The sequence below is a fragment of the Nitratireductor sp. XY-223 genome, assembly GCF_004959855.1.
Classification (GTDB): Bacteria; Pseudomonadota; Alphaproteobacteria; order Rhizobiales; family Rhizobiaceae; genus Hoeflea_A.
In genome coordinates this window covers 892044-909285 of record NZ_SPNT01000002.1, presented here as the reverse complement: position 1 = coordinate 909285, position 17242 = coordinate 892044, and the positions used below count along the sequence as shown (strand labels likewise).

The following is a 17242-nucleotide window of genomic DNA, read 5'->3' as shown; positions in this document are numbered from 1 at the left end:
AGTCTTATATAAGATACAAGACTGGATTTTCCGTGAAATGCAGTTCCCAGTTCGGCACCGGCAACGGGCTCAGTCAACCGGCAATCCGCTCGGCACCTCATCCGGCCGGCCAAGTCTTCCCTTAACGCTCTCCGCGCCTGTCAGGGAATGGATGAATGCGATCAGCTGCCGCACCTCGTCGTCGCCGAGCGAAACCGGCTCGATGTCGACAACCGACCGCACACGCAACCGCTCGCGCCTGTCCGCAAGAGGTGCAAAATCCGCTTCCGCCAGATGCTCGGCCGCCGGCAGCGCCACCTCCTTGCGGCTCCAGCGGTCGAACGCCGTCTGCGGATCGAGGTGATGGCGAATGATGCCTTCCAGCGTCGCGTATGCGCCGTTGTGACCATAGGGCGCGGTCAGTGCGCTGTTGCGCAGCGACGGCGTGCGGAAGCGGTAGGCATCCTCCAGGCGGTCCGTTTCCACCATGCGCCCAACGTCGCGCTGCATCAGGTCGAACATCCGCGTGCGCCCCGGCCCGAACTGCGGAAGCGCCAGCGCGTGGAAATCCTGATCGGTCAGCAGCGCGCCGCCGTGACAGGCCGCGCAGCCGCCGCGGCCGTAAAAAACGTCCATCCCCGCCTGAGCATCGCTGCTCAACGCAGCGCGGTCGCCGGCAAGGTACCGGTCGAAGGGGCTGTCATAGGAGCGCCATTCCGAATTGACGAAATCGCCGATAGCATTGCCGATATGCACGATCGTGATATCCGCCGGGCTTTCGATATCGTCGAAAGCGTCCGCAAACAACGGTCCGTAGGCGGGAACCGCACTGACCCGCCGGGCAATCAGCCGCCAGGCGTGATCGATCCGGTCGTTGCGCGCGCCGGCGATGGCGTTTTCTTCCGAATGGCCGGCCATTTCCGTCTCGGACGTCATCGGAAACAGCGACTGGGCCGCCGCGAGGCTGCTCAGCCCTTGCGGCAGGTATTCCTCGGCCGGCGAATTGAAACCGTTTCCGTAAAGGTTGTCGATGCTCAACCGGCCGTCGTGGAACAGGTGGCGGATGTCCTTGTGGCCGATGTTGAACAGGGCCGGCGCATTGCGCGGGACCCTGCGGTCGATCCTGTCGCGGCCGGTGCCCGTTGTCCTTTTCTCTCCGATGCCGTCGCCGCCCTCGCCGACCCCCAGCGCCAGCCCGTCGGCGCCGGCCAGGGTGTGATGGTGGCAGGTGCCGCAAGAGATATTGCGGTTGCCGGACAGGACCGGATCGTAGAACAGCAGACGCCCGAGCGCCGCCCGCTTCTCGTCGAAGGGCAGGAAGTCCGCTTCCGACAGCATCGGCGGCAGCTTTGCGCCCTCCACGTCGCCGGCCACGGCAACCGGTGGAATAAACAGGACAAAGAGAGCGCCGACGGCGGCAGAGAGCTTGCCCGTGCCCCGGCGCTTGCTATGCTTCGTATTCAACACGGCGGCCCCGCCGGGGCTGGTTGCAAGGGAGATTGAGGGCATATGGGCAAATCGGTCAGTTTCATCGCGGCGCTGGTTTTCGCGGGTGCTGTTTCCGCAGCGCCGGCGCATGCGGACATAGAGTCTGCCCGCGACCTGATGGAGGAAAGCCGCTTCGAGGAGGCGATGAAGGAACTGCTTCCGGCCGCCCGGTCGGGAAACGCCGACGCTGAGGAACTGATTGGCATCATGTACGCCATGGGCCTTGGCGTTCCGCGCGACGACGTGCGCGCCTTCGAATGGTATCTGCGCTCGGCGATGAAGGGGCACCCCGGCGCGCAGTCGGGCGTCGGCTGGTATTACGAGATCGGACGCGGCATGCCGCAGCCCGACCTGGTGCGCGCCTACATGTGGTACGTGCTCTCGGCGATCGGCGGCGACCCGGATGCGGCGATCAGCCTCGAGGAAGTGGTCAAGAAAATGACGCCCGATCAGATTGAGCACGCGCAGATCCTCATCAATGATTACAAACCCTGGATGTACCCCTTCCGCTGAAGGTTATCATCCGGTCCGTACGCAAAAGGCCGCACGGTGTGTGCGGCCTTTGTGTTCGTCCGTCAGGTTCGGGCAGTGCCCGAAACCGTTCGGGTCCGCCTATTTGATGTCCATATCGGCATTGCCGTCGATTTTCGCCTCGGCACCCGAGGCGGCCTCGGTCAGCGCGACGAATGCGGCCTCGCCGTTGTCGATATTGGCCTTGAACCATTCATAGACCGGCGCCGCGGCCTCCTTGAAGGCAGCCTTTTCCTCAGGCGACGGCACATAGAGGTCTCCGCCTTCTGCGACAAAATCGGAATAGGCCTGGATGGACTTGCGCTTGGGCGAGGCGAAGGTTGCCTGCTGCAATGCTGCAAATCCGTCGACCACGACGCGGCGCATATCTTCAGGCATCGACATGAAGGTGTCGTTGCTCATCCACCACAACGCGCCCATATAGGCGTGGCCGTCGAGGGTCACGTATTTCAGGCCGGCATCCGGGAACTTCATGCCCATGATGTCGGTAATGCCGTTCTTCGAACCTTCCACGACCCCGGTCTGGAAGGACGTGAACAGCTCCGGCCACGGGATCGGCGTCGGCGACGCGCCGAGCGCCTTCACCAGTTCCTGCGGCAGGTCGGCGACCACCGTGCGAATCTTCAGGCCTTCCATGTCGCCCGGTGACTGCACCCGCCGCTTGGTGTTGGCGAAGTTGCGCCAGCCGCCGGTGTTGCCGATGGTCATCAGGCGGATCGTTCCACCCGAATCGTCAAGCGCCAGATCGCGCAGTGCGCGCGTGAAGCTGCCTTCGCTCAGCACCTCTTCGGCGATCCGGTCGTCACGCAGCAGATAGGGCAGATCGAGCACCTGCACGTAAGGGAAGATGCCCGACGCACCGCCGGAGGTGGAGATATAGATATCGATGGTGCCGTCGGAGATGCCCTGCAGGCACTCCGCGCCGTTGGAGCAAAGCTGCGTCCCGATGAACAGCTCGACTTCGATGGCGCCGTTGGATGCCTTTTCGACATAGTCCTTGAAAACGATCAGACCGTCATAGTCTTCGTCGTTTTCGTTCGAGTTGGCGGTCGCGCGCAGCTTGAAATCGGCGGCTCCGGCGGTTGTGATCGCTCCGTCCATTACGGTGGACATGGCGGTCATCGACAGGCCGAGCGCCAATGCGCCCAAGAATTTTGCAGTCCCTTTCGCGATCATTTGGATCCTCCCGAAGTCAATCGCAGGCAGTCCTATATAAGTAAGTCTTATATAAGATATAAGATTAAAGACTGACCGTCGCTTGTCAAGCGCACAGGCTCTGCTGCACGCCCTGCGGCCCATATTCGTGGTTTCCCGTTCCCTGTTTCCCGGCCCCGTTACTTGATGAAGCCGAAGAACTCCGGCACCGCCATGGATATCGGCGGGAAGTAGGTGATGAGGAAAATCACCAGGATCTCGACCGCCAGGAACGGCAGGATCGTCTTGGCGATCGTCTCCACCTTCACCCCCGAGACGCTCGACGCCACGAACAACACCAGCCCCATGGGCGGCGTGGCCAGACCGACGGTCAGGTTAACGCTCATGATGATGGCGAAATGCACGGAATGCACACCGAGGTCCGTGAAGATCGGCGCCAGGATGGGGCCGAGGATGATGATCGCCGGGCCGGCATCCAGGAACATGCCGACGATGAACAGCAGCACGTTGATGAGGAACAGCAGCAGATACGGGTTTTCCGTCAGGCTCAGGATGAACCCGGCAAGGATTTCCGGCGCGTGACTGAGGCTGACCACGGTCTTGAACGCCATCGCCGCACCGACCAGCAGCAGCACGACCGACGTCGTCAGCGACGCCTTGATCAGCACCCGCGGCAGATCGGCCCAGACCATCGTCCGCAGGATGAACATGGAGACGATGAAGGCGTAGACGGCGGCAACCGCGGCAGCCTCGGTCGGCGTGAAGACACCGGCCAGAATGCCGCCGAGAATGATTACCGGCGTCATCAGCGGGAAGAACGCCCGGTTGAAGGCAAGCCCGCGTTCGCGGTAACTGGCGCGCGGCGCCGCTGCCGGGAAATCATTGGATTTCGCCAGATAGGCGGTCATCAGCATCAGGCCGACGCCGACCAGGACACCGGGGACGATGCCGGCGAGGAAGAGAGCCGCCACGGATTCGCCCATGACATAGGCGTAGATGATCATGATGCCGGACGGCGGAATGATCGGACCGATCACCGAAGACGCGGCGGTTATGGCTGCTGCAAACCTGCGGGTATAGCCGTTTTTCTCCATCGCCGGGATCAGCATCGAGCCCAGCGCCGACGTGTCGGCCACCGCGGAGCCGGACAGGCCCGCAAACAGCATCGAAGACAGGATATTCACATGCGCGAGCCCGCCGCGCAGGTGCCCCATCAGCGACTGGCTGAACTCGACGATGCGCAGCGTGATGCCGCCACGGTTCATCAGCTCGCCGGCCAGCATGAAGAACGGAATGGCCATCAGCGGAAACGAGTTCATGCCGTTGTAGACGTTCTTGTAGAGCAGCGCGAAGTCGCGCGGCTGATCGGCCAGCCAAAGCAGGATTCCCGGCGCAGCGAGCAGGGCGAAGAACACCGGCAGGCCGACCATCAGGAAGACGAGGAACAGCGGAAGGAAGAAAAACAGCATCGGGCCTACTCCGCTGTGATGACCAGGTGATCCTGGTCCGCCGGCACTTCACGGGTGGGATCGATGATCCCGGCGAGTGTTTTGAGGCAAAGCTCGATATTCACGATCGTCAGCAAGATGACGCCCACGAACACGGACATGTACATCCAGGCCTGCTTGACGCGGACGATTCCCCATCCCATGGAACTCAGATCGAGCTTGAGCGTTTGCGAAGCGAACAGCCATCCGGAATTGACGTGGTTGTAGCCGAGCTGAATAGCGACAACGAGCACCATCAGGCTGATCAGCAGCAGGATCAGCGCCAGGATGCTGCCGACACGTTTCGGCAGCATGTCATGGACAAGATCGATCGAAACGAAGCCGCCCCAACGATAGGCGCTGGGCGCGATCAGTGCCGTCATCCACAGCATCAGGAAGCGCGCCGCCTCCTCGGACCACGACAATGCGTCGTTCAGCACGTAGCGGAAGACGACCTGCAAAACGATGATCAGCACCATCAGCCCCATCGCCACCCAGGCGATATTGCGTCCGATGCGCAGCAGCATCGTGTTGATCCATGCCAGCGGTCTTATGATGGCGATAATCGCGGCCATGATCCTCCCCCGCAAATACGTCCGCGGGCCGCGCAGATGTCGCATCCTCCCAAACGGGACATCGCCGCCGCAGAGTCTTATATAATATATATTAATGGGCCTTACTCTGACGCGCCTGTCAAGCTGCAGGCCGGCGCGATCACCCGCGGCGCTGCACCGCGGACAAACTTAAGCATCTGCAATTGTTGCGTTTTACCGGCCTACTCGCGGGAAAAAATATAGTCCGTTTCCTGCAGCAAGCGCGTCCCCGGCCGCAACACCGCGCTCGGAAATTGCGGATGATTGGGGGAATCGGGCCACACCTGGCTCTCCATGCAGAAGCCGCCGCAGGATCCGTAACGGCGCCCGTCCAGCCCCGGCACGGGAACGTTGAGCTTCAGTCCCGTATAGAATTGCAGGCCGGGTTCGCCCGTCCACACTTCCATGGCGATGCCGGAGCACAGGCTGCGGACCAGCGCCACGGCACGCTTCGGTCCGCGTGCATCCGAGAGGCAGAAATTGTGGTCGTAGCCGAACGGCGTCTCGCGCCCGCCCAACCGGATCGGCCGCATCTCGGTGAAGTCGAATTCCGTACCGGCAACAGCGCAGATCTCGCCGGTCGGGATCAGTTCGCCGTCGACCGGCAGGTAGTGATCCGCCGCGATCATCGCCTCGTGGTCGAGAATGGTGTCGCCACCATCGAGATTGAAATAGCTGTGGTGGGCGAGATTGCACAGGGTCGGCCGGTCGGTTTCGGCCTCGAGCACCACCGACAGCACACCGCCCGGTTTCAGGCGATAGGTGCATGAAATGCCGCAATTGCCGGGATAGCCCATATGGCCGTCGGGATCGGCGATCTCGAAACGGCAGAAATCCGCGCCATGTTCTGCGATCGACCAGACCCGCCTGCCGATGCCGCGCGTACCGCCATGCAGGTGGTTGGCGCCCTTTTCATTGCGGTCGAGCTGATGGCCGGTGCCGTCGATCGTGAAGCGGCCATGCGCGATGCGGTTTGCGTAGCGGCCCGCTGTCACGCCGAAATAGGGCGAATGGACCGGATAATGTTCGAATTCCTCGAAGCCGAGCACCAGCGGCGCATCGTGCCCGTCCATGCGCAGGTCCCGAATGCCGGCGCCCCAGCTCATCAGGTCGACCGTCAGCCCGCCGCCGGTGATCTTTAGGCTGTGAACCGGCTCCCCGTCATGCGTCCTGCCGAAAAGCACCGGTTCAGCCGCCATCGCCCGCCCCTATCGCGACAATTCGCGGGTGGCCGCTTCCAGCCCCGCCAGCGTCAGCGGGTACATGTGCTCGGAAAAGATCTCCCGGATCAGCCCGATGGAATGAGTGTACCCCCAGTGCTTCTCGAGCGTCGGATTGATCCACACGACCTTGTTGAAATGGTCGAGCACGCGGCGAAGCCAGACTTCGCCGGCCTCCTCGTTCCAGTGTTCCACCGCGCCGCCCGGATATACGATCTCGTAGGGGCTCATCGAGGCATCGCCGACGAAGATGACCCGATAATCCGAACCGTAGGTGCGCAACACCTCGTAGGTCGGCAGCACCTCGCTGTGGCGGCGGCGGTTGTCCTTCCACACACCCTCGTAGAGGCAGTTGTGGAAATAGTAGTATTCCATGTGCTTGAACTCGGAGCGCACCGCCGAGAACAGCTCCTCGACGACCCGCACGTGGCCGTCCATCGAGCCGCCGACATCGAAGAACATCAAGAGCTTTATGGCGTTGTGCCGTTCCGGCCGGGTCTGGACGTCCAGATAGCCGTGCTCAGCGGTCGAGCGGATCGTGCCGTTGAGGTCGAATTCTTCCTGGGCGCCGGCCCGGATCCAGCGCCGCAGGCGCTTCAGCGCCACCTTGATGTTGCGGGTGCCGAGCTCCACCGAATCGTCGAAATTGCGGAACTCACGCTTGTCCCAAACCTTGACCGCGCTCCTGTTGCGGCTGCTGTCCTGGCCGATGCGGATGCCTTCCGGATTGTAGCCGTAGGCGCCGAAGGGCGAGGTGCCGGCGGTGCCGATCCACTTGCTGCCGCCCTGGTGCCGCCCCTTTTGCTCCTCCAGGCGTTTCTTCAGCGTTTCCATCAGCTTGTCGAAACCGCCGAGGCTTTCGATCAGCGCTTTTTCCTCTTCGCTCAGATGCTTCTCGGCGAGCTTGCGCAGCCACTCCTCCGGCAGTTCGACCGCTTCCGGGCCGGCTTCGCCGGAAACCGCCTCAACGCCGCGGAAGACCTGCGAGAAGATCCGGTCGAAGCGGTCGATATAGCGCTCGTCCTTGATCATCGCCGAGCGCGCCAAATAGTAGAAACCCTCGACGTCGTACGGCACGAGGCGCGCGTCCATGCCTTCCAGAAGCGTCAGGTATTCACGCAGCGACACCGGGACCTTCGCGGCCTTCAATTCCAGGAAGAAGGGTATGAACATGCGCGTTTCCCTTTCTTGCTGCTACTTCCGATCCGCCCCGATCAGGGACATGTCATACGGCGTCGACTGGTAGAGCGCGTTGATCCAGTTCCCGAACAAAAGGTGCGCGTGGCTGCGCCAGCGGTTCTGCGGCTCGCTTTCAGGGTCGTCATCCGGGAAATAGTTATGCGGAATATGGATCGGCTTTCCCTGCGACACATCGCGCTGATACTCCTCGGCAAGCGAGAAGGAATCATATTCGATATGATTGAAGATGTAGAGGCGGTTGCAGAAGGCCTCATGCACCAGGCACACGCCCGTTTCATCGGATTTCATCAGCACTTCCAGCCCCGATTCCGGGTCGATGTCGCTGTCGCGGACCTCCGTCCAGCGTGACACCGGGATCTGGAAATCGTCGGAAAAGCCGTTGAGATAGGGCGAAGCCGGATTGAGGTTGTGGTGCCGGTAGACGCCGAAGGCCTTCTCGTTCAGGGAATACTTCGGCACCCCGTGGAAATGGTGGATCGCCGCCATCGCCCCCCAGCACACATTCATGCTGGAATGCACATTGTGCACGGTCCAGTCCAGAATGCGGGTCATCTCGTCCCAGTAGGCGACCTCCTCGAATTCGAGCAGCTCGATCGGCGCACCGGTGATGATGAAGCCGTCGAACTTGCGGTGCTTGACCTCGTCCCACGTGTGATAGAACGCCAGCAGGTGATCCTCCGGCGTGTTCTTGGCCTTGTGTCGGCCGATGCGCACGAGGGTGAGTTCCACCTGCAGCGGCGTCGCGCCGAGCAGCCGCGCCATCTGCACCTCGGTGCGGATCTTGTTGGGCATCAGGTTCAAGAGCCCGATCTGCAGCGGCCGGATGTCCTGCCGGATCGCGGCGGTCTCGGTCATGACCGTCACGCCTTCGTTTTCAAGCGTTTTTCGCGCAGGCAGCTGGTCTGGAATCTTGATGGGCATGGAACTGTCGATCTGATGGCATGGATTTCATGGAAAACGAAGTACGTTTTTATCAGGCGCCGTCGCGCCGTGCCATGAATGCCAGGCGTTCGAACAGGTGGACATCCTGTTCATTCTTCAGCAATGCACCATGCAATCGGGGAAGTGCATTCTTGGCGCTGCCGCGCAGGTCGGCGGGCGCGACATCGTCGGAAACAAGAAGCCGGATCCAGTCCAGCGCCTCGGACGTCGACGGCTTCTTCTTCAGGCCCGGCACGTCGCGGATCTCGTAGAACTGGGTCAGCGCCGCGCTCACCAGTTCCTGCTTGATGCCGGGATAATGCACATCGACGATTTTCTGCAGCGTCGTCGCATCGGGGAACTTGATGTAGTGGAAGAAGCAGCGGCGCAGGAAGGCGTCCGGCAGCTCCTTCTCGTTGTTGGAGGTGATGATGACGACCGGCCTCTGCACCGCCTGCACCGTTTCCCCGGTCTCGTAAACGAAGAACTCCATCTTATCGAGTTCCTGCAACAGGTCGTTCGGAAACTCGATATCGGCCTTGTCGATCTCGTCGATCAGGAGAACCACTTTCTCCTGCGAGGCAAAGGCGTCCCAGAGCTTGCCGCGCTTGATGTAGTTGCGCACGTCATTGACCCGGTCGTCGCCGAGCTGGCTGTCACGCAGCCGCGAAACGGCGTCATACTCGTAAAGGCCCTGCTGCGCCTTGGTCGTCGACTTGATGTGCCACTCGATCAGTTCGAGACCGAGCGCCGAGGCAACCTGCTTTGCGAGCTCCGTCTTGCCCGTCCCCGGTTCGCCCTTTACCAGGAGCGGCCGTTCCAGGGTGATCGCCGCGTTGACCGCGACCTTCAGGTCCATTTCCGCGATATAGGCGCTTGTGCCTTCAAACTGCATGTTTTTCACTCTCGCATCTTTTTCGCCGGGACATTAGGCGGGTTTTGTTCAAATGGGAACAGTTTTGCGCTCCGGCGCAACGAAACACCCTCATGAAGCGTCTTTTTCAAGGTCTTCGCGCAGCATTTCCAGTTCCAGCCATTCTTCCTCCATGGCCGCGATCCTGGCGCGCAGTTCCGACAGTTCGTCCGCCAGGCTGTTGAAACCGTCCGGATCGCGCGCAAACAGGCCGGGATCCGCCATCCGGCCTTCCAGTTCCGCCGCCCTTGCCTCGGCGTCGCGCAGTTTCCCCGGCAGCGTCTCCAGCGCGAATTTCTGCTTGTAGGAGAGCTTGCCCCTGGCCGGCGCCGGCTTTGCATCCTTCGCCACCGCCGCTTTCTCACGTTTGCGCCTTCCGGGAAACGCCGGGCCCGACTGTCCCTTTTGCGCGATCATGTCGCTGTAGCCGCCCGCATATAAAAGCCAGCGCCCGTCGGGTGCATCGGCATTCGCCGGCGCGATGGTCGAGGTGACCGTGCGGTCCAGGAAATCGCGGTCGTGGCTGACGAGTATGACCGTTCCGGGAAATCCCGAAACGATCTCCTGCAGCAGATCGAGCGTTTCCATGTCGAGATCGTTCGTCGGCTCGTCGAGGATGATCATATTGGCGGGTCGTGCAAGATTGCGGGCAAGGATCAGCCGCGCCCGTTCGCCGCCCGACAGCTCGCGGATGGGCGTGCGCGCCTGTTCGGGCTGGAACAGGAAATCCTTCATGTAGCCGGTCACGTGGCGCTGCCGGCCGTCGACGACGAGCGAGCTGCCGCGCCCGTCGGTCAGGAAATGCTCCAGCGTCTCGTCCGGATCGAGCGCCGCCCGCCGCTGGTCAAGCGTTGTGATTTCGAGATTGGCGCCCAGCCGCACCGTCCCCGCATCCGGTGCGAGTTCGCCCGTCAGCAGCTTCAGAAGCGTCGTCTTGCCGACGCCGTTGGGCCCGACCAGGCCGATCCGGTCGCCGCGTTGGACGCGGATCGAGAAATCCGCGACGATCTTCCGCTCGCCGAAGGACTTGCCGACGGACCGTGCCTCGATCACCAGCTTGCCGGAATCGCGCGCCGCGGCTGCCGACGCTGCGATGGTGCCTTCCGGCCCGCGATGGCCGCGGAACCGGGCGCGCATTTCCTTGAGTTCGGAGAGCCGCCGCACATTGCGCTTGCGCCGCGCCGTGACGCCGTAGCGCAGCCAGTGTTCCTCGCGAACGATCGCCCGGCCGAGCTTGTGCTGCTCGCGCTCTTCTTCGTCGAGGACGCCGTCGCGCCAGGTCTCGAATGCCGCAAAGCCCTGTTCAAGACGCCGGGTGACGCCGCGGTCGAGCCACACGGTGGCGCGCGACGTGTTTTCAAGGAAGCGCCGGTCGTGGGATATGATCACCAGCGCGCTCCGGCTGCGGGCGAGCTCTTCCTCCAGCCATTCGATTGCCGGCAGATCGAGGTGGTTGGTCGGCTCGTCGAGCAGCAGGACGTCCGGTTGCGGCGCCAGCGCCCGGACAAGCGCCGCGCGGCGCGCCTCGCCGCCCGAAAGGCGTTCGGGATCGGCGTCGCCGGCGAGCCCCAGATGCTCCAGGAGATAGCTGACCCGGTGCGGATCGTCGCCGGGACCGAGACCGGCCTCGGCATAGGCGCGAACCGTCAGGAAGCTGCCGAAATCGGGATCCTGCTCGAGATAGCGCACGGTCGTCGCCGGATGGGTGAACACGGTCCCCGACTGCGGCTCGACAATGCCCGCGGCGATTTTCATGAGCGTCGACTTGCCCGATCCGTTGCGTCCCACCAGGCAGATACGGTCCCCCGCCTGTATCTGCAGGTCGGCGCCGGTGAGCAAGGACGTTCCGCCGAAGGTCAGGTGGATATCGTCGAGCTTGAGGATCGGCGGCGCCATCGTTTACTCGCCCGACAAATCGAAGGGCCGCGCCAAAAGCAGCGCGGTTCCCGAACCGAGCGTCACGGTGACGGGCCCCTCGGCGACATTGGAGATCGTCCGCGACGAGCCGAAATCGAGATCGTGGTCCTCAAGCCCGTAGCGCGCACCGGCGATGCTGAGCGCCGACACGTCGCTGAAATTGAGGATGGAGAACATCGATGCCGCCGGCAGGTCGATCGTGCACGATCCGGTGCCCAGCGCCCAGCCTTCTTCAAGCCCGGAGGTCAGCAGCACGTCGATGTCGCGCGCTTTCAGCGCGCAGGCGAGCGCCATGTGAAAAAAGGCGTGGTCGCTGCGCTCGCCGCCGAGTGCACCGGCCAGGACGATCCGCTGCGCGCCAAGCGCCAGCGCCTCCTCGACGGCAATCTCGCCGTCGGTCAGGTTCTTGGCCGCCGGATAGGGCTTGCGCGGCGTGCGCGACCACCGTTGCTGCAGGTCGGGCGGCGAGGAATCGAAATCGCCGACCCACACTTCGGGCTTCAATTTCAGGTCATGGGCGTGGAACATCCCGCCGTCCGCGGCGATCACCCGCGCGTCCGCGATCTGCTCCCGCAGCCGCGCCGTTTTTTCCAGATTCCCGCCGAGCAGGATCAAAAATGTGGTCTTTTGGTCCATCGATCGAAGCACATAGCAGCTTTTTGCCCACTTGCCAGCGCCGAACGGCCGCACTAAGACGGTTGTTGCTCTAACGGGGTGCCAGCGTGGCGACGCTGGCTGAGAGGCTTTGCCAACCCGAAGAACCTGATCCGGCTCGTACCGGCGGAGGGATTAGACGCATGTCAAAGCGCCTTTTTCCCGAAGAAACCAGATGAAGGAGGCGCTCATGCCTGCCAGGACAACCCTTTTTTCCGCTGCCTTCGCAGCATTTGCCAGCATTGCTTCAGCGACCGGCGCCGTTGCCGACGACCGCGAACTGACGGTCTACACCTATGACAGCTTCGTTGCCGAATGGGGCCCCGGCCCGGTCGTCAAGGAGGCATTCGAGGCACAGTGCGACTGCACCCTCAACTGGGTCGGCATCGCCGATGGCGTCGCCCTGTTGAACCGGCTCAAGCTCGAAGGCGAAACGACGAAGGCCGATATCGTGCTCGGCCTCGACACCAACCTGGTCACCGAGGCGAAGAAAACCGGCCTGTTCGAGCCGAGCGGCATCGATCAATCGAATGTCGACGTACCCGGCAACTGGAGCGACGATGTTTTCGTTCCCTATGACTACGGCTATTTCGCCGTCGTCTACGATACGGACGCCCTGGACAACTCGCCGGCGAGCCTGAAGGCGCTCGTCGAGGGCGATCCGAACCAGAAGATCGCCATCCAGGATCCGCGCACCTCGACGCCCGGCCTCGGCCTGCTTCTGTGGGTCAAGGCCGTCTATGGCGACGCCGCACCGCAGGCCTGGGAGAAACTGAAGCAGCGGGTCCTGACCGTGACGCCGGGCTGGTCGGAGGCCTATGGCCTATTCACCGCCGGCGAGGTGCCGATGGTTCTGTCCTATACCACCTCTCCGGCCTATCACATGATCGCCGAAGACACCGACCGCTACCGGGCCGCGGCGTTCGAGGAGGGCCACTACATGCAGATCGAAGTGGCTGGGCTGGTGAAGTCCTCGACGAACAAGGAGCTTGCCCGCCAGTTCCTCGAATTCATGACCGGACCGGATTTCCAGAATGCGATCCCGACGACCAACTGGATGTTCCCCGCCGGCAAGATGTCGGAACCGCTGCCGGCCGCGTTTGGAGAGCTCGTCCATCCGGACAAGACGCTGTTGTTCAGCGCCGACGAAGTATCAAAAAACCGCAAGGCCTGGGTCGATGAGTGGCTGGCGGTCATGAGCGATTGATGATCGAACGGCGCCGGATCAAGGCCAACATTGGTGCAGGGCTCTTTGTGCTCTGTGCCATGGCGGCGGTGATCGGCGCCGCCGTCGTCGCGCTCCTGACGACCGCCGTGGGCGCTGCCGATGACGGCAGTCCGCTGTTCACCAGCTATATCTGGAAAGTCACGCGCTTTACGCTGCTGCAGGCGTTCCTGTCGACGCTGCTTTCCGTTGCCTTCGCAATCCCGCTCGCAAGGGCGCTGGCACGCCGGCAGGCGTTCATCGGCCGCAGTTGGCTTATTCGCCTGCTTGCCGTTCCGATCGGCCTGCCGCCCATCGTTGCCGCGCTCGGTCTGATCGAGATCTGGGGCCGCCAGGGGATTTTCAACTCGGTGCTTCTCGCCGCCGGCCTCGAACAGCCGGTCTCCATCTACGGCCTGACCGGCATCCTGCTCGCCCATGTCTTCTTCAACCTGCCGCTTTCGGCCCGTCTCCTTCTTGCGCAGCTCGAGCGGGTTCCGCCCGAGCAGTGGCGCAACGCCGCGCAGATCGGCCTCGACCCCTGGACCGTGTTCCGGCTGATCGAATGGCCGTTCATCCGCAGCCACCTGGCCCCGGTCTGCGGCCTCGTATTCATGCTGTGCGTCACCAGTTTCACGCTGGTGCTTCTGCTCGGCGGCGGCCCAGGCGCCACCACCATCGAGGTGGCGATCTACCAGGCGCTGCGCTTCGACTTCGATCCGCAGCGCGCCGTCATTCTGGCGCTTCTGCAATTGGGTTTGACGTCGCTCCTTCTCATCCTGCTGACATGGCTCGGCGGCGCGCCCGAGGAGGGCGCCACCATCGGGCACCGGGTCCGGCGCCATCCCGGGAAAAGCCCAGCCGCGGTCGCCGCGGATTTCGGGCTGATCGGTATTGCCGCGCTGTTTTTGGTCTCGCCGCTCGTTTCCATTGCCGTTGCCGGCCTGCTCGCCGACTTCGGCCGCCTGCTTGGAGAGCCGATCGTCTGGCGGGCGGTGACTACCAGCCTGCTGATCGCCGTTGTTGCCGCGCTCCTGTCCGTATCGATGGCAATGACCCTGGTGCGCGCCCGCCACGCTGCCCTGCCGCTTGCGCCGCGGCACGGCTGGGCACGGGGCTTTCGCGCCGCCGCAGCGGCAGCGTCCAGCCTCGTGCTGCTGGTGCCGCCCATTGTTCTTGGCGCCGGCTGGTTCGTGCTGTTGCGCGGCCACGTCGATGTCTTTGCCATTGCCCCGCTGATCGTCGTGGCCGTCAACGCGTTGATGGCGCTCCCCTTCGTCATCCGCGTTCTCGAACCCGCCCATACCACCCATATGGCCCGCACGGCACGGCTTACGGCGTCGCTTGGCATTTCCGGGCTGAACCGCCTCGTCCTTGTCGACTGGCCGGGTCTTCGCCGCGCCTTCCTGCTGGCGACCGCTTTCGCCATGGCGTTGTCGCTCGGCGATCTCGGCGCGATTGCGCTGTTCGGCAGCCAGGACGTCGTCACGCTGCCCTATCTGCTGCTGCAGCGCATGGGCAGCTACAGGACGAACGATGCCGCCGGTCTGGCGCTTCTTCTGGGGCTTGTTTGCCTTGTGCTGATGGTCATTGCCGACAGGGGCCGGGTTTCATCGGGGGCGCAATTGTGATCGGCAAGACGGTGGATCTGAACGCGGTCACCCTGAGCCGCGACGATTTCGAATTCAGCTTCGACACACACGTCGCCGCCGGAACCATCGCCGCGGTGATCGGCCCGTCCGGTGCCGGCAAGTCGACGCTGCTCGATCTTATAGCCGGCTTTGAAACGCCCCGTGAGGGGCGGCTTTTTATCGGCGAAACCGATGTTACAAACGACGATCCGTCCGACCGGCCGGTGACCATGGTGTTCCAGGAGAACAACCTTTTTTCGCACCTCGACGTCGCCACCAATATCTGTCTGGGGATACGGCCGCGCATAACCGCGGACCCGGCTGATCGGGCGCGTGTCGCCGAAGCGCTCGAGCGCGTCGGACTTGCCGGATTCGAAAGCCGCATGCCGGGCAGCCTTTCCGGCGGCGAACGCCAGCGCGTCGCCATAGCACGGGCGCTCGTGCGCCGCAGGCCGGTCTTGCTGCTTGACGAGCCATTTGCAGCGCTAGGGCCTCGATTACGCCGCGATATGCTGCTATTGGTCCGTGAATTGCAGGTCGAGACAGGAATGACCGTTTTGATCGTTACTCACCAGCCCGACGAGGCTGCGGCGATTGCAGACAGCATTGTTTTCCTGGACAAGGGCAGGATTGTCGCCACCGGCCCGTCCGAAGGTTTTTTTAGGCGCGGCGACATTGAAGGTCTTGCCGATTACCTCGGTCAGGGTGAAAAATAGGCCGCATCCGCCGAATCGCACTGTTCAACTGGGACAGGCGACGACAATCACTTGAGCCCGCTCCTATCAACGCGAACCGACAAGGCGCCGATTCCATCACACATTCGCCCGAAACAGACGGATACCGCGGCATGACGCCAGGGCCACGCACGCCGCGCAAGTCGGCGGCGAGAGCCTTGTGCGCCGCGATCCTTTGCCTCGGGCTGGTCGGTTGCCAGACGCTGCTCAACGAGACCTATTCGCCGAATGTGGGTCCGTCGGACAATCCGCAGACCGTCGGGCGGCTCGAGAAGAACGACCCGCGCGCCCGTCTCGGCGCCCAGGAACATCCGCGCATCGTCGCCAGCTATGGCGGCGAATACAGCGATCCGAAGGTCGAGCGCCTGCTGGCGCGGATCGTGGGCGCCCTCACGCTGGTGTCGGAAAACCCCAAGCAAACCTACCGCATCACCATCCTCAACTCACCGGCCGTCAATGCGTTCGCGCTGCCGGGCGGCTATCTCTATGTGACGCGTGGACTGCTTGCCCTGGCCAACGATTCCTCCGAGGTCGCCGCGGTCATCGCCCACGAGATGGCCCATGTTACCGCCAATCACGGCCTGCAGCGCAAGCGCGCCGAGGAGGCCGAGGTCCTGGCGAGCCGCGTTGCCGCCGAGGTCCTCTCCAACGAGATAGACGGGCAGCAGGTGATCGCGCGCAGCAAGCTGCGCCTGGCGGCCTTCTCGCGCCAACAGGAGCTGGAGGCCGATGTGATCGGCGTGCGCATGCTGGGCCAGGCCGGTTTCGATCCCTACGCCGCCGCCCGCTTCCTGCGCTCGATGGAGGCCTACAGCCGCTTCCGCGCCGGCGACGCCGGTGCCGACCAGAGCCTCGATTTTCTCTCCAGCCATCCGGACGCGCCGAAGCGGCTGCAGCTGGCCGAGCGTCATGCCCGTGCCTTCGGTCCACCCGGCACCGGCATCCGCGACCGCGACATGTATCTGAAGGGCATCAACGGACTGCTTTATGGCGACAGCCCCAACGAGGGCTATGTGCGCGGACTGACGTTCCTGCATCCCAATCTCGGCATCCGCTTCAGCGTCCCGAAAGGGTTCCAGATCGACAACACCGCTCAGGCGGTTCTGGCAACCGGTCCGGGCGACATTGCGATCCGCTTCGACGGGGTGACCGACAATCGGCGCAAGTCCCTGACCAATTACATCGCCAGCGGCTGGGTCAGCGGTCTCCAGCCGGCAACGATCCGCTCGCTAAGGGTCAACGGACTTGATGCGGCGACAGCACGGGCTTCCGCCGAGAAATGGGATTTCGACGTAACGGTCATCCGCGTGAAGAACCGGATTTACAGGCTTCTGACAGCGGCACCGAAAGGCAGTCCGGCCCTGGAGCCCACCGCGCAAAGTGTCCGCAATTCGTTCCGCAAGATGTCATCGTCGGAGGTCGCCTCCCTGAAACCGCTCAGGGTTCGCCTTCACACGGTCAGGGCCGGCGAAACCGTGGCCGGCCTGGCCGGCCGCATGCGCGGCACCAATCGCCGTCTCGAGCTTTTCCAGCTGCTCAACGCGCTGTCGCCCGGTGCCAGCCTTTCTGCGGGACAGGAAATCAAGATCGTCACCGATCGCTGATGCGTGTTGCG

The 17242-nt window shown here is 63.1% G+C and carries 15 protein-coding genes and 1 riboswitch; of the genes, 5 read left to right on the top strand and 10 right to left on the bottom strand.

Going from position 1 to position 17242, the window contains the following annotated elements; translation table 11 throughout:
- Positions 1–69: 69 nt before the first annotated feature.
- Entirely contained in the window at positions 70–1443 is a 1374-nt protein-coding gene (locus E4M07_RS10860) for a cytochrome c peroxidase (RefSeq protein WP_246660412.1), read from the bottom strand.
- 45 nt (positions 1444–1488) lie between these two features.
- On the opposite strand from E4M07_RS10860, the gene E4M07_RS10855 reads away from it, so the two are divergent.
- Positions 1489–1980, top strand: coding sequence for a tetratricopeptide repeat protein (locus E4M07_RS10855; protein WP_136658308.1), 492 nt, complete (start codon positions 1489–1491; stop codon positions 1978–1980).
- 99 nt (positions 1981–2079) lie between these two features.
- Here the strand turns inward: E4M07_RS10855 and dctP are convergent, their stop codons facing one another.
- The 9 genes from dctP to E4M07_RS10810 form a co-directional block, all read right to left on the bottom strand.
- Complete coding sequence (dctP, locus tag E4M07_RS10850) at positions 2080–3120, bottom strand: TRAP transporter substrate-binding protein DctP (RefSeq protein WP_136658509.1); 1041 nt, start codon at positions 3118–3120, stop codon at positions 2080–2082.
- 212 nt (positions 3121–3332) lie between these two features.
- A complete protein-coding gene (locus E4M07_RS10845; protein ID WP_136658307.1) occupies positions 3333–4622 on the bottom strand; it encodes a TRAP transporter large permease in 1290 nt (429 codons plus the stop codon).
- 5 nt (positions 4623–4627) lie between these two features.
- Positions 4628–5215, bottom strand: a complete 588-nt coding sequence (locus E4M07_RS10840; RefSeq protein ID WP_169054164.1) for a TRAP transporter small permease subunit — start codon at positions 5213–5215, stop codon at positions 4628–4630.
- A gap of 200 nt (positions 5216–5415) precedes the next feature.
- Positions 5416–6432 (bottom strand): aldose epimerase family protein, encoded by a 1017-nt coding sequence (locus E4M07_RS10835; protein ID WP_136658306.1) that lies wholly within the window; start codon positions 6430–6432, stop codon positions 5416–5418.
- Between the two features lie 9 nt (positions 6433–6441).
- Positions 6442–7626, bottom strand: coding sequence for a VWA domain-containing protein (locus E4M07_RS10830; RefSeq protein WP_136658305.1), 1185 nt, complete (start codon positions 7624–7626; stop codon positions 6442–6444).
- 21 nt (positions 7627–7647) lie between these two features.
- A complete protein-coding gene (gene metA, locus E4M07_RS10825; RefSeq protein ID WP_136658304.1) occupies positions 7648–8574 on the bottom strand; it encodes a homoserine O-succinyltransferase in 927 nt (308 codons plus the stop codon).
- 52 nt (positions 8575–8626) lie between these two features.
- Positions 8627–9469 (bottom strand): MoxR family ATPase, encoded by an 843-nt coding sequence (locus E4M07_RS10820; protein WP_136658303.1) that lies wholly within the window; start codon positions 9467–9469, stop codon positions 8627–8629.
- A 90-nt stretch (positions 9470–9559) separates the two neighbouring features.
- Positions 9560–11383: an ABC-F family ATP-binding cassette domain-containing protein gene (locus tag E4M07_RS10815; RefSeq protein WP_136658302.1), complete on the bottom strand. Its 1824-nt coding sequence runs from the start codon at positions 11381–11383 to the stop codon at positions 9560–9562.
- Positions 11384–11386: 3 nt separating this feature from the next.
- Positions 11387–12040 carry a thiamine diphosphokinase gene (locus E4M07_RS10810; RefSeq protein WP_136658301.1) on the bottom strand — a complete coding sequence of 218 codons (654 nt, stop codon included), beginning with the start codon at positions 12038–12040 and terminating at the stop codon, positions 11387–11389.
- A 64-nt stretch (positions 12041–12104) separates the two neighbouring features.
- Positions 12105–12210: riboswitch (TPP riboswitch) on the top strand.
- 38 nt (positions 12211–12248) lie between these two features.
- Between E4M07_RS10810 and thiB the strand changes: the two genes are divergently transcribed.
- From thiB to E4M07_RS10790, 4 genes are all read left to right on the top strand, one after another.
- A complete protein-coding gene (gene thiB / locus E4M07_RS10805) occupies positions 12249–13265 on the top strand; it encodes a thiamine ABC transporter substrate binding subunit (protein ID WP_136658300.1) in 1017 nt (338 codons plus the stop codon).
- The gene (gene thiP / locus E4M07_RS10800) at positions 13265–14893 is read left to right on the top strand and encodes a thiamine/thiamine pyrophosphate ABC transporter permease (RefSeq protein ID WP_136658299.1); all 1629 of its coding nucleotides are present in this window, start codon (positions 13265–13267) and stop codon (positions 14891–14893) included. Before thiB ends, thiP begins: the two co-directional genes overlap by 1 nt.
- Positions 14890–15609 (top strand): thiamine ABC transporter ATP-binding protein, encoded by a 720-nt coding sequence (gene thiQ, locus E4M07_RS10795; RefSeq protein WP_348640518.1) that lies wholly within the window; start codon positions 14890–14892, stop codon positions 15607–15609. Before thiP ends, thiQ begins: the two co-directional genes overlap by 4 nt.
- 131 nt (positions 15610–15740) lie before the next feature.
- Positions 15741–17231, top strand: a complete 1491-nt coding sequence (locus E4M07_RS10790; protein ID WP_136658298.1) for a M48 family metalloprotease — start codon at positions 15741–15743, stop codon at positions 17229–17231.
- Positions 17232–17242: the final 11 nt, after the last annotated feature.